This window comes from Bacillus sp. T17B1, assembly GCF_026796395.1.
Lineage (GTDB): Bacteria > Bacillota > Bacilli > Bacillales > Bacillaceae > Bacillus > Bacillus spizizenii_A.
Window position 1 is genome coordinate 143,336 of sequence record NZ_JALAYA010000002.1, and the last position, 12,809, is coordinate 156,144.

The following is a 12,809-nucleotide window of genomic DNA, read 5'->3' on the forward strand; positions in this document are numbered from 1 at the left end:
AAAACACTGCCTCTCTCATCTCTCAGACACAATCTGATGGAATTAGCACCGTGCCTTATGAGACATCAGTCTCGGCGCGAAAAGCAATGCGCCCCATTTCACAATGGAATTACGGTCGGTTGCTGTTGGGGTCAAAAGGCCAATCCCTCGCCCAACTCTCGATAAGAGAAAATGTTATTAATTTTTTGAAAAGTTAAATCATTTGTTGGTAATCTTAACAGTAATGTAAATTCGTTGTCAACATAGAATTTGAAATTTATTTTACAATATTTGGTTTATATTATATAAGAAAAATAATTTTATAGGGTCAGCAAATGTGATTGCTCTGCTCTTTCTGCCAGCTCATCAGGAGCGGTTAAATACAGGAATCCATTGCCTGCCAGCGTTTTAGCAATATTAAGCGGAAGTGTCCTGCGGATCAGCTGTGCATAAACCTCAGATTCAGAAAGCTTTCTTTGAAATGATTCTTCTTCGTAGCTTTTGATTAAAGCAAGCGCTCCGCTGACATGAGGAGCTGCCATTGAAGTGCCGGTAAGCTTACCGTACTTCTTGTTAGGGAGAGTGGATAAGATATCTTCTCCCGGAGCCACAAGGTCAATCTCTTTATTCGCGTTAGAAAATTCTGATAATTCCCGCGCTACGGAAACGGATCCAACCGCAATGACTTCATTATAAGCGGCAGGGTAGGAAAGCTCTTCTGTGCGTTCGTCTCCATCACCCTCATTTCCCGCTGCGCACACGACAAGCACTCCGTTTTTGACGGCGTTTTTCACTGCTTCGGCCAGCTCTGGCACATCGCTTGGTCCGCCAAGGGACATTGAGATGATATCGACTTTTTGTTCAACCGCGTAGTTGATGCCGTTAATAATCCATTCGTATTGTCCACTGCCGTTTTCACCGCCAAGAACCTTCACAATCAATAGGCTTGCCTCAGGCGCGACCCCGGTAATGCCGCCGTTTGAATCGTTAGCTGCAATTGTTCCAGCGACATGTGTGCCATGTCCGTTGTAGTCGGAGATCGCATCTTCCTTGCCGCCGTCATCATCCGTGAAGTTCTTTCCGCCGATGATTTGGTCCTTTACATCAGGATGGTTTGTGTCGCAGCCCGTATCCAATACAGCAATTTTTACATTTTTGCCTTTTACCCCTTTTGCCCACATTTCTGGCGCCTTAATCACTTTAATGCCCTCAGGAAGCTCGTTTACATCCATAATCTGCTCATTCGTCACATACGGGATCAAGCGGATTTCACCATTCATAAAAAAGCCCTCCTTTTTTATGCTTTCAAGTGGATTCAAGGGTGTTGCCTTATATTATATGAAAAAAGCAACCGTTCGGACAGAGCCATTTGAAGCATTTTGAAAAATTAGGATATAACCAAAAGAATTAGTGATTTTCAAAATATTGGATAGCTTCTTTAAAATGTATGACTGGGATTCAGCTGTTAGTCAAGTTATAATAGTGTTGGGGAAAGGGAAAGGAGCAGTGTGATGAAACTGAATGAAAAATTATATGCGTTTTTTTCAGAACATGTGGAACAAATGGCCGATGAATGGATTGAAACGATGGAGGATAGCGATCCGAATTCGATTTACGCCTTACATAGTGCATCTGTAACGGAAGAATTGAAAGAGCAGGACAGAGAATTTTACCGGCATCTGAATGACATGTATATTTTGCCGGAAAAACAGTTTCTCGAAGGATTTGAAGAGTGGGTCATTGAGCTGACGAACGATCAAAAGCATCTTGACACTCCGGTTCAATATGTCATTCGGGAGTTTATGAGAAACAGGAGATTATATACGAAGTATTTAGAGAAGTTCGCAGAAGAACACGAGTCGGCGTTTGAATCGGGAGAGAAACAAAAATGGGCAGATTTGATTGTAAGAGTATTTGATTTTACCATTTATACATTCGTCGACCATGCTGAAATGAATGCCAAACAGCAATTAAATGCCCAAAGAGAAATGATACTAGAATTAAGCTCGCCTGTCATTACCCTGAGCAAATCAACAGCCCTGCTTCCGCTTGTCGGTGACATTGATACCGAACGGGCAAAGTTTATTCTGGAAAACACGCTTCAGGCTTGTGCAAAAAGACGCGTGGAGCATCTGTTAATCGATCTGTCAGGTGTTGTGGTGGTTGATACGATGGTAGCACACCAAATCTTTAAATTGATCGAGGCGCTCAATTTGATCGGTGTCAGGTCAACCCTGTCAGGAATCAGGCCTGAAATTGCGCAAACCGCTGTACAGCTGGGAATTGATTTTTCGAATATTACAATAAAAACCAATCTCGCCCAGGCATTAAACTATCATCAATAAGAAAAAATCCGCTATCGCCGATAGCGGATTTTTTATGAGGAAAAACAGAACGATACGAGAAAAGATCCTGCGAATAATAAGAGAACGAGACAAAAGAACAGCCAGTCACGCCGGTTGACGGTCAGTGTCCGGTAATATGTCCGGTTTCTGCTTCCTGTAAAACCTTTCGATTCCATCGCCAGCGCTGTCCGTTCCGCTTTTCTGATGGCGCTTGCCAAAAGCGGGATGGTATATCGCTTTAACGCGCTGATTTTCTCAATGAAGCCGCTCTCTGCCGCTCCTCCTCTGATCTTGTGAGCCTGCTGAATCAGCTGGAGCTCATCCTTTAAAAGCGGAAGAAAACGAAAGCCTGCAATAACGCCATACGCGAGCTTCGGTGAGAGCTTGCACTGCTGGACAAGGCTCAGCATAAATAAAATCGGATCGGTTGTAAAAACAAACATCATTGATAAGGCGGAAAAGCACAAAATACGAAATCCGAGAGAGATGCCGACAGATACATTATCGCTGTTGATCGAGACCGGGCCGGCTTGAAACAAGAAATTATCTGGAGTTGTCGGGACCTTCCCAAAAACTGTGGCTGTCCATACGCAACCGAATGCCAAAATCAAAAACGGAATCGTAAACAAAAACCATTTTTTCAATGAAATTTTGGCCGCCAATAGGATACCCGCAACAATGATGATATAAAAACAAGCAGGGGTGTAAGGATTGTAAATAAACGACAGCATGATGACACAGCAAAAAATGGCTGCCGCTTTCACTGTCGGATTAATGAGATGTAACGGCTGCTTCATCACGCACCTCCTCTTGATATGCCATCCATTCATATAGAAGGGGAAGGGTGAGTTTTGCTTTTTGGACCAGCCCGGTTTCCTGAGAAAATAACTGCGCTGGAGATCCGTCAAAAACCAGGCCCGTATCGTGAAGCACTAGTACGCTGTCGGCATACGAAGACACTAGCTCCATATCGTGTGTAATCATGAGGACAGCGGTTCCTTCTTGCTTAATCCGCTGAATCATGTCCATGCATTCAGCCGCAGTACGGGCGTCCTGGCCAAAGGTTGGTTCGTCTAATAATAAAACCTTTACGTCATGCATGAGCATGGTAGCGACGCTCAGGCGCCGTTTTTGCCCTTGGCTGATTGCAAACGGATGATGATCAGCCAAATGCGCAAGACCGAAACGATGCAGCAGATGCTGCGCTTTTTTCACAGTTTCAGCATTTACTTTTTGGCCGAACAACAGCTCGTCATATACTGTGCCAGCGACGAACTGATGCTCCGGGTTTTGAAAAACAAATCCCATTCGTTTCCGCAGTTCAGTTTCTTTATATGAGTGCAGCGGTTTATCATATAGAAGAATCTTTCCGCTTTGCGCCTTCATCAGACGCGCAAGGACGGATAAGAGTGTTGATTTTCCGGTGCCGTTCGGGCCGACAAGCGCGGTCAAAGAGCCTTCGCGCAATGAAAAGCTGATGTCTTTGAAAATCGTCTGCTGTCCTCTCGTGAACGAAAGGCTGCTGACATCAAGCACACGTTTTCCAGAAGGAGCTTCTTTCTTTTCAGCATGCCAGGCAGGAAAGGGTTCCTTGAAAAGCGTTTCTTTTGATAATGTAAACGGCATACGGCGTTTTTCCTGCAGGTCACACACTTTTGGAATCGCGATCCCCATTTGCTTTAAGGTCTTCGCTTCGTGCTGAAATAGATCTTTCGTTCGGCCATCGAGCACTTTCTTGCCTGCTTTGTCCAGCACGATTGTTCTCTCAATCCAAGGCGTCCATTCATCAAGCTGGTGCTCAATGACGAGGAGACTGAAGCCTTTTTCTTGCTGAAGATCTTTCATCATGTGAACGAATTCCCGAGCTGAATAGGGATCTAACAAAGAAGTTGGCTCATCTAGCATAATAAGCTCAGGCTCCATCGCCAAAATACAGGCAAGAGCCACTTTCTGCTTTTGTCCTCCTGACAGCGCTGATATTGTTTTTTCTTTTAGATGGGTGATACGCAATTTTTCTAATACGGCATCAATTTTCTCCGTCATCTCTTCTCTCGGAACCTGCAAATTTTCCAGCCCAAAAGCAATTTCGTCCTCAACCGTCAGCATGCAAAACTGCTGATCCGGGTCCTGAAAGACGACCCCGGCATGCTGAGCAATCGTTTCGGAGGTTTCAGCGCCAGTGACCGGTTTTTGAAATAAAAATACATGTCCGGACTGTATGCCGTCGCAAGCCTCCGGGTAAAGACCGTTTAAACAAAGGGCGAGGGAGCTTTTTCCGCACCCGCTCGGCCCCAGCAATAAAGCGCATTCCCCTTTTTGCAGCGTAAACGAAATGTTTTGAAACACCGGTTTCTCGTCTTCTTCATAAGAGAAGCTGAGCTGGTCAACCGTCAGGAGCTCATTAAAGGCTTGCATGTTCTGATGCCCGCTTCCGTTTCTTTTTCAGTTCCTTTCCGAGTGCCATTCCGTTTAACACACCCGTATAAGCAAGAGAGTCACTGATTGCTTTTCCGAGCAGCCCCGCAAGCAACGCGCCGGAAATCAGACGGATCACAAGCATAATAAGAAGATAACCTGGTGAATAGGCACCATAGCCAGAAACAAAGAGATCGTAGAAAAAGCTGGCTACTGAAGATCCCATTCCTGCCAGGAGAAGGACAGGAAGAGAGTATACCTTCCAGCGCGTCGCGAGAAATACAGCCTCAGCCCCGAGGCCTTGAACAATGCCGATGACGATGACCATCGGGCCAGACGGATTTCCCAGCAGGCACTCAACGAGAGCGGCAATGATTTCAGAAACAAGCGCCGCACCCGGTTTTCGAATAATGTACGCGGCGATGACAGAAACGATAAACCAAATGCCGTAAATCGGTTCATAGGCGATTGGCCCAAACATACCTGCAAGTACGTTTCCGAAATGCGTGAATAATAAATAAACAACGGCAAAAACGATACTGATAACGGACATAATGACAATTTCTTTTACTTTCCAGCTTTTCATTTTATCCCTGCTTTCTGTTTTTTTCTTGATGGACTGTTAGCCGAGAGATTCACAGTCATGGTTACGTGTTTTGTTTGCTGTTCAGCCATGCGGAAAACGGCCTCCAGTGTTCTGAACACGTCATGCGCATCCCCGTCAAGCTCACTCGCATAATGGACGCCTTGTACGAAGGTGCCTTCTGCTTTAGCAATATCGAGAGCTTCCATGATAAGGCCCATATAATCCGGCTCATTCATCGGATAAAGCGCAAATTGGCAAGGGGCTTCTGCGTTTAGGCTTCGGACGGCATCTTCATTGACACGCTTATTGCTTGCGGAAAGATATGTATCTCCCTGTGTATCTCCCGGGCATCCGATGGAAAACGTGCCATTCATGACGATGTGTTTTTCGCTGTTCGCCGCATAAAGGTAAATGGCTTTGGCAGCATCGAATACATGATCAATCGATCCGCGCAAGGCCGTGCTGATATGATCTGTTTTCGTCCAAACCTTAGATGTGTCAGTTTTTTTCAGCGCTGACTTGATCACACTGATAAAATCATCCGTCATCGGGTATAAAGAGAACCGAAAACCGGCGATTCTGCTTGTACCACAAATATGATCCATTTCTCCGACCTCCTGTTTTTTTGGTAAAATAAAAAACTGCATATTCTAAGGGAATATGCAGTCATAGATCGATTAAGCGCACAAAAAAATACACCATTCGGTCAACCTGCACTTCCCCACGCTGGTATTATCCAGATCGGGTCATAAGGGATCAAAGCGCGTGTTTGCACGCTTTATCTCAGCCAAAAACAGCACCCCTAGTGCTTTCCGTATACAATTTTTTATTTTGACATCATAATAGATGATAACAATCATTTTGTAAACAATGAAATCATTTTTTTCATATAGGGACAGGAGAGGATGATCAAATTTGGAAAGAGGGCACATATTAATTGTGGAAGATGAAGAAAAAATCGCCAGGGTGCTCCAGCTTGAATTGCAATATGAAGGATATAGTTCCACCATTAAATATAATGGCACTGAAGGACTGGATGCGGCTGCGGAAGGCGGATATTCCTTAGTGCTTCTAGACGTCATGCTTCCAGGACTTAGCGGCCTGGAAGTGCTGCGCCGCTTGAGAAAAACGGATCAGCAGACACCCGTCATTTTATTAACGGCACGCGACAGTATTCCTGATAAGGTAACAGGGCTGGACATCGGTGCGAATGATTATGTTACCAAGCCATTTGAAATCGAGGAATTGCTTGCGAGAATCAGGGCGGCGCTGCGCCAAAATGGACCAAAAACAGAAGATATCGACACCTTTCTTACATATGACGACTTGCGGGTGAACGAAAAAACCCGTGAAGTGAGACGCGGAGACAAAGAGGTGGAATTAACGCCCCGGGAATTTGATTTGCTCGTCTATATGCTGAAACATCCGCAGCAAGTGCTGACCCGGGAACAGATTCTAAACTCTGTATGGGGATTTGATTATATCGGTGATACAAATGTGGTGGACGTTTACATCAGATACATCAGAAAGAAACTGGACTATCCTTACGAAAAACAGCTGATCCATACTGTTCGCGGGGTCGGCTATGCCATTAAGGGGTAAACGATGAAGCTGAAGACCAAGATACATCTGTACACATCCATATCGCTGTTGGTTTTATTATTTTTGGTCCATACCGCAGTTTATCTCATTTTTTCGTCCGCGCTGACGTCAAAGGATGCAGGTAGGCTTGCGGATGAGACGGATAACATTGCCGAAGCGCTACATACTGCCGAAACAGAAGGAGTCGCTTTGCAGGACATGCTGCAGGCCTATCTTCCTGCAAACGGCATGGTTCGTGTAGTGAATGGTGATCAAAAAGCCGTCATGACCATAACAAAAGAAAAAGCGTATAAAGATTTTCCACTCACTTTTCACAGCGGGGAAACAGCAGATGTAAGGAAACATGACGGCAAACTGTTTGCTGAAGCTGCCATTCCGGTTATTTGGACCGATGGGCAAGTGGTATCTCTTCAGCTGGTTGAAAGGCTGGAGAACACAGAGGAGAGTCTGTTTCTGCTGAAAATCATTTTAATCGCTGCAAGTGCTGCTGTCTGTATCGCTTCTTTTTTTGCCGGAAGCTTGCTCGCCCGCCGTATTATCAATCCGATCAGGAGACTGATGATGACGATGAAAGACATACAGCGGGAGAAAGTATTCAAAACCATTTCTTTGGAAGGACAGTCGCACGACGAGTTATATCAAATGGGGCTGACATTTAATGAGATGGCGATAATGCTGAAAGAGCATTACGATAAACAGCAGCAGTTCGTTCAAGATGCTTCACACGAATTGAAAACCCCGCTCACAATTATAGAAAGCTACAGCAGCCTGATGAAGCGTTGGGGGGCAAAAAAGCCGGAAGTGCTTGAAGAGTCGATAGAAGCCATTCACTCAGAAGCGGTGCATATGAAAAAACTGACCAATCAGCTTCTGGCGCTGGCCAAAAGCCATAAAGGACTCGAGCTTGACCTAAAAACAATTGATCTGATTAAAGTATCGCGAGCCGTCATGCAAACGCTCCAGCCCGCCTATCAGCGTGACATTTTGCTCGAAACAGATAAGGAGAGCCTGCTTGTAACAGCTGATGAAGAACGGATCAAGCAGCTGCTGACCATTTTGCTTGATAATGCCATAAAATATAGTGAAAAAGCCATTGTGATATCAGCTGGAATGAGGAATGGAAGGCCGTTTCTGTCTGTGAGAGATGAAGGCATCGGAATACCTGAGGAGCATATCCCGTACCTGTTCGAGCGGTTCTACCGGGCGGATGAGGCACGAAACAGAAAAACAGGCGGAACGGGTTTAGGCCTTTCCATTGCCAAGCAAATCGCCGATGAACACGGCATTGATTTGTCTGTCAAAAGCAAGCCGGGAGAAGGAACAGATGTTACCATGCAATTCAGAGAACAGAATGGGGGAGGCCGATGAACAGAAAAGCAATATTTGCTGCGGCAGCAGCGGTTTTAGCCGTCATCATCGGTGCATTTCTCACCTTTCGGCAAACCCATGAGGATGTGCTGTCAAAGGAGGCTGTTGTAAAAAAAGTCGAAGCCTCTTATGGAGGAAAGATCACGAAAGTAACACAGTCAAAGGATAAAAAATCATATGACATGACCCTTGAAAATCCAAAAGGAACTTATTTTATAAAAGCTGACGCAAAATCGGCTGACATTTCTTCGATGAACAGAGTAAAAGCGTTGAATCCATCTGCCATGACAGAAAAAGAAGCCGAACATCTCGCGCTTGAGCGGGTGCCGGGAACCGTCAAAAAACAAACACAACAAAATCGTGTTGCCACATATACCATACAAAAAAAAGATGGAGAAACATACGAAGTGAAGATAGACATGAAGGAAAAAGCAGTCGTGTCTGCCGATCGAATCAGCGGCGAAGATCAACAAAAAACACCGATTACGAAAAAAGAAGCCAAATCCATTGCTGAGCGAGAAACGGGCGGGACAGCGGATGACGCAGATCTCGAAGAAAGTGAGGGCACTCTCATCTTTGAAGTGGATGTTGATCTTCCGGATGATAAAGAAGCGACTGTGAAAATCAATGCCTACACAGGAAAGGTTGCAAACATTGTGTATGAAGACTGACGGTTTCTCATCAAATTCTCATCTTTCTCTCGTTTTCCTTTCATATTGAGTGTGTAAACTGAACTCATACAAAACAAAGGAGGAATCACATATGATTAAGAAAAGATGGGTGATTGGTCTTTTAGCAGGGTGTTTAGCGGCTGGCGGATTCAGCTACAACGCGTTTGCAAAAGAAAACAATGAAAACATACAGTCTGCTTCTTCCAAGACTGACGCACTCACTGAACAGGAAGCGGAATCAATAGCCAAAACGATTGTTGACGGCACAGTAGACGACATCGACAGAGACATTTACAACGGTAAAGAAGTCTATGAAGTGGAGATCGAAAAAGACGGTGAAGACTACGACGTTTATGTAGATATCAATACAAAACAAGCGCTCAATAACCCGTTAAAGGAGAAAGCTGAACAAGTTATCATCACAAAAGAAGAAGCTGAAGAAATTGCCTTAAAGCAAACCAATGGAACCGTAACAGAAAGCAAGCTTGATGAAGACGACGGCGCTTACATCTACGAAATTGAGATCCAAACGAAACAAGGAAATGAGGCTGAGTTTGACATTTCCGCAAAGGATGGGCGTATCATCAAACAAGAGATAGACGACTAACTAAACCCCCGCAGCAGCGGGGGTTTTTTCATGATAAGAAACCTTCTTTTGGACAATCTAAGTAGAAAAGGAGGCGAAAAACGCATGGAAAAGAAAGAGGAGCAATACATCAATCAGGCTGAATATGTCCCTCATCCGACGAAGGAAGGAGAGTACGCTTTATTTCTTCATGAAACATATCATTTGCTCTCTGAAGATGATGAGACGCAAACAACAGAATAAGGGCTTAGGCCCTTGTTTTGTTCCGTAAATGTGATGAAAACACATTAATTACTTTTTTTTGTTGACACAGCTTGTTTTTTTCTGTAATCTCAGTGTGTCAATTCAATTAAGAACTTCGTTAGGTGAGGCTCCTGTATGGAGATACGCTGCTGCCCAAAAATGTCCAAAGACGCCAATGGGTCAACAGAAATCATCGACATAAGGTGATTTTTAACGCAGCTGGATGATTAAATCCTATGCCATACAGTGCTAAAGCTCTACGACTGAAGGCGCTCGCACGCTTTTTTGCCGTGCTTCTTTCTCCTTCAATCCCGAAGGCTTTTTTTATGCCTTGAAAACGAAACTGATCAAAGGAGGTGCGGAGTATGGATTCTCCCCATTCGAGTCAATCTGAAGAGGTACCCATATACTATGACAGCAAGACAATTGATTACACGATGAGGAGACGATCTGCCGCACCTTCAGGCGAGGCCGGCACGTCTCCGTAGAGGAGGTACGATTCCCGATGATTCAAAACATGACCTATGACGAACTCATTTTACGCATTATTATTTTATTGCGAGACGGGAAAATTAAGGATTTCAGAAGCGTTATTGATGAGCTTCAGCCCTATGATATGGCATTTATTTTTAAGGAAATGCCAGAAAAACACCGCGCCCGCTATTTATCATATTTAACTGTAGATGATATCACTGATATGATTGGGGAGCTGGAACGCGAATACCAGCTTGCCGTCTTAAATAAAGTTGGAAAAACAAAAGCAACACTTGCGATGAACAAAATGGACAACGATGATCTCGCTCAATTGCTAGAAGAAATGAATGAGGAACTGAAAGAACAGCTTTTGTCCAGCATGGAAGCGTCAGAGTCAAAAGCTGTACAGCTTTTGATGAATTATCCGGCTGACACAGCGGGACGCATGATGACAAACCGGTATGTATGGATTCCTCAGCATTATTCGGTAAAAGACGCGGTTGTCAAATTGAAAAGCTTTGCTGAAATAGCTGAATCGATCAACTACTTATACGTCATCAATGAAAGCAAACAGCTGGTTGGCGTACTTTCCTACCGAGATTTAATACTGGGCGAGCCTGAAGAAAAGGTGCAGGATCTAATGTTTACCCGCGTCATATCAGCAGACGCTCTTCAGGATCAGGAGGAGGTTGCCCGCCTGATTGAACGTTACGATTTCTTGGCCATCCCGGTTGTGGAAGAAAACAACGTGCTTGTCGGTATTGTAACGGTCGATGATATTATCGACGTCGTCATTCGGGAAGCTGATGAGGACTACGAAAAATTTGCCGCTTCAGGTAAAGACATCACCTTTGACACAAAAGCATACGTGGCGGCGTATCGGCGCCTGCCATGGCTGATTTTACTCTTGTTTATCGGACTGATCTCTGGGAGCATTATCAGTAATTTTGAAGATGCGCTGCAGCAGGTTGTCGCGCTGGCGTTTTTCATGCCGATGGTGACAGGGATGACAGGAAATACAGGAACACAATCTCTTGCGGTTGTCATCCGAGGGTTGTCTAAAGAAGAATTGAACAAAAAAACGATTATGCGCCTGATTTTCCGGGAATTCAGAACAAGTATTTATATCGGAGCGGTTTGTTCAGTGCTGATTGCAATCATTTCTATTTTATGGCAGGGGGACGCGGTGCTGGGATTTGTTGTCGCTTCTTCACTGTTCTTCACTTTAATTATCGGCACGATGTCAGGTACAATTATCCCTATTATTTTGCATAAGCTAAAAGTAGACCCGGCGATCGCTTCTGGACCGCTGATTACAACGTTATGCGATATTTTGTCTTTAATAATTTACTTTGGCATTGCCACTGCATTCATACACTCATTATAAAATGATAAAAGTCCGTCTCAATAGCGAGTCGGACTTTTATCATTTAACGGTTTTTGTACCGAAAGTGAGCATTAAGCTGCCCCTCCAGCATTTTTTTCCGCACTTGCGGATCGTTTTTTAACATTTGCTCTTTTTTGCGCATATCCTTTAAAATCTCTGCCGTCTGTACGCCGTCTTCACGCTTATTGGCAATATCCATCAGCCGTTCCACATCAGCAAAAGAATATTTTCTCGTTCCCCTTGATGAACGCTGCGGATAAATGAGCTTTCGTTCCTCATAATACCTGATCTGTCTTACGGACAATCCTGTCAATTCACTCACAATCCCGATTGAAATCACTTTTTTGTCTTTATAAGAATGATCTTCTGTGGCCATTTTTCCACCCCTGGATGTCTTTTGATAATAGTATATAAAAAACAAAGCGAAAAAACCTGACGATTGTCATATTTTCTAACATCAAATAGAAGATTTTTGAAAAAACACGGAAGAAAAATTAACAAGAATAATGCGTAACACACAATCACGTTTTATCTTATATGTAACGAATAACTGAGGAGGAAGGATAATCATGGAGGAAGAAGAAAAAGCGGTCTCGCTGGCAAAAGAAATTATAGAGTTGGATATCAAGCGTGATGAAATGTTGGAGACGTTTATGCAGCTTGCCGGAGAACATGCTTTTCAATTATTAAGATCGGTTCAAAACGGACTATACCGAAAATCTTCGTAGACATAAATTCTTTACATTAGATTCATACCACGTTCATTTAAAAAGAGTATCTTGTATATAGGATACCTCAAAATGAAGGAGGACGCTATGAGTAATTTATTGAAATCTGCTTTAGAAAAAGAACGAAGCCATTATTCTGAAAAGCTCTGGCAAATTGGAGTTTATAATAAAGAAGTCATGAACAAAATGACGATTTCTGAGCTTCGGAAAGAATATGCTTATTTCTTTCGCAGCATTCAAAATCACAAAAAAAATCCTTATACAAGATAATGTATAAGGATTCAGCTTGTAGAGAAAACGACGTTTTTTCTACAAGCTTTTTTGTTTTGTACTGTTTCTTTGGATTTTCAGCTGATTTCAAAAACTAAAAAAGAGCTCCCACATACCTAGCCCTGCTTGGCTAGGTATGTGGCAATCTTCTTCAT

At 43.8% G+C, this 12,809-nt stretch carries 16 protein-coding genes and 3 riboswitches; of the genes, 10 read left to right on the forward strand and 6 right to left on the reverse strand.

Translation table 11 applies throughout. The features are described from left to right. Positions 1–12 precede the first annotated feature (12 nt). A riboswitch (SAM riboswitch) is annotated at positions 13–168 on the reverse strand. 131 nt (positions 169–299) lie between these two features. Then, a complete protein-coding gene (isp, locus tag MOF34_RS01950) occupies positions 300–1,259 on the reverse strand; it encodes a serine protease Isp (protein WP_268398214.1) in 960 nt (319 codons plus the stop codon). A 231-nt stretch (positions 1,260–1,490) separates the two neighbouring features. Between isp and rsbRB the strand changes: the two genes are divergently transcribed. After that, positions 1,491–2,324: an RsbT co-antagonist RsbRB gene (gene rsbRB / locus MOF34_RS01955; RefSeq protein WP_029317030.1), complete on the forward strand. Its 834-nt coding sequence runs from the start codon at positions 1,491–1,493 to the stop codon at positions 2,322–2,324. A gap of 32 nt (positions 2,325–2,356) precedes the next feature. Here the strand turns inward: rsbRB and MOF34_RS01960 are convergent, their stop codons facing one another. From MOF34_RS01960 to MOF34_RS01975, 4 genes are read right to left on the reverse strand one after another with little or no spacing between them, the layout of a single operon-like run. Continuing rightward, a complete protein-coding gene (locus MOF34_RS01960) occupies positions 2,357–3,121 on the reverse strand; it encodes a CbiQ family ECF transporter T component (protein ID WP_268398217.1) in 765 nt (254 codons plus the stop codon). Beyond that, positions 3,096–4,739 (reverse strand): ABC transporter ATP-binding protein, encoded by a 1,644-nt coding sequence (locus tag MOF34_RS01965; RefSeq protein WP_268398219.1) that lies wholly within the window; start codon positions 4,737–4,739, stop codon positions 3,096–3,098. Before MOF34_RS01965 ends, MOF34_RS01960 begins: the two co-directional genes overlap by 26 nt. Beyond that, complete coding sequence (locus tag MOF34_RS01970; protein WP_268398220.1) at positions 4,726–5,325, reverse strand: ECF transporter S component; 600 nt, start codon at positions 5,323–5,325, stop codon at positions 4,726–4,728. Before MOF34_RS01970 ends, MOF34_RS01965 begins: the two co-directional genes overlap by 14 nt. Continuing rightward, on the reverse strand, positions 5,322–5,930 hold the full coding sequence (locus MOF34_RS01975; RefSeq protein ID WP_019714155.1) for a Ykof family thiamine-binding protein: 609 nt from the start codon (positions 5,928–5,930) through the stop codon (positions 5,322–5,324). Before MOF34_RS01975 ends, MOF34_RS01970 begins: the two co-directional genes overlap by 4 nt. Before the next feature lie 96 nt (positions 5,931–6,026). Continuing rightward, a riboswitch (TPP riboswitch) is annotated at positions 6,027–6,139 on the reverse strand. 101 nt (positions 6,140–6,240) lie between these two features. Here MOF34_RS01975 and ykoG point away from each other — a divergent pair. From ykoG to mgtE, 7 genes are all read left to right on the forward strand, one after another. After that, positions 6,241–6,927: a two-component system response regulator YkoG gene (gene ykoG, locus MOF34_RS01980; protein WP_268398223.1), complete on the forward strand. Its 687-nt coding sequence runs from the start codon at positions 6,241–6,243 to the stop codon at positions 6,925–6,927. Positions 6,928–6,930: 3 nt separating this feature from the next. Continuing rightward, positions 6,931–8,295 carry an ATP-binding protein gene (locus tag MOF34_RS01985; protein ID WP_268398225.1) on the forward strand — a complete coding sequence of 455 codons (1,365 nt, stop codon included), beginning with the start codon at positions 6,931–6,933 and terminating at the stop codon, positions 8,293–8,295. Beyond that, a complete protein-coding gene (locus MOF34_RS01990; RefSeq protein WP_268398226.1) occupies positions 8,292–8,966 on the forward strand; it encodes a PepSY domain-containing protein in 675 nt (224 codons plus the stop codon). The genes MOF34_RS01985 and MOF34_RS01990 overlap by 4 nt, the downstream gene beginning before the upstream one ends. Before the next feature lie 91 nt (positions 8,967–9,057). Further along, positions 9,058–9,573 carry a PepSY domain-containing protein gene (locus MOF34_RS01995; RefSeq protein WP_019714159.1) on the forward strand — a complete coding sequence of 172 codons (516 nt, stop codon included), beginning with the start codon at positions 9,058–9,060 and terminating at the stop codon, positions 9,571–9,573. A gap of 84 nt (positions 9,574–9,657) precedes the next feature. Further along, positions 9,658–9,795, forward strand: coding sequence for a transcriptional regulator SplA domain-containing protein (locus MOF34_RS02000; protein ID WP_003218541.1), 138 nt, complete (start codon positions 9,658–9,660; stop codon positions 9,793–9,795). Between the two features lie 107 nt (positions 9,796–9,902). Continuing rightward, a riboswitch (M-box (ykoK) riboswitch) is annotated at positions 9,903–10,070 on the forward strand. 90 nt (positions 10,071–10,160) lie between these two features. Further along, positions 10,161–10,283, forward strand: coding sequence for a hypothetical protein (locus MOF34_RS02005; protein ID WP_010330178.1), 123 nt, complete (start codon positions 10,161–10,163; stop codon positions 10,281–10,283). Between the two features lie 17 nt (positions 10,284–10,300). Next, the gene (gene mgtE, locus MOF34_RS02010; RefSeq protein WP_019714160.1) at positions 10,301–11,656 is read left to right on the forward strand and encodes a magnesium transporter; all 1,356 of its coding nucleotides are present in this window, start codon (positions 10,301–10,303) and stop codon (positions 11,654–11,656) included. A gap of 43 nt (positions 11,657–11,699) precedes the next feature. Here the strand turns inward: mgtE and tnrA are convergent, their stop codons facing one another. Beyond that, positions 11,700–12,032, reverse strand: coding sequence for a MerR family transcriptional regulator TnrA (gene tnrA / locus MOF34_RS02015; RefSeq protein ID WP_003218544.1), 333 nt, complete (start codon positions 12,030–12,032; stop codon positions 11,700–11,702). A 193-nt stretch (positions 12,033–12,225) separates the two neighbouring features. Here tnrA and MOF34_RS02020 point away from each other — a divergent pair, with 193 nt between their 5' ends. Together MOF34_RS02020 and MOF34_RS02025 are read left to right on the forward strand one after the other, a co-directional pair. Next, positions 12,226–12,384 carry a hypothetical protein gene (locus tag MOF34_RS02020; RefSeq protein WP_019714161.1) on the forward strand — a complete coding sequence of 53 codons (159 nt, stop codon included), beginning with the start codon at positions 12,226–12,228 and terminating at the stop codon, positions 12,382–12,384. Positions 12,385–12,471: 87 nt separating this feature from the next. Next, positions 12,472–12,654, forward strand: a complete 183-nt coding sequence (locus tag MOF34_RS02025) for a hypothetical protein (protein ID WP_019714162.1) — start codon at positions 12,472–12,474, stop codon at positions 12,652–12,654. Positions 12,655–12,809 lie beyond the last annotated feature (155 nt).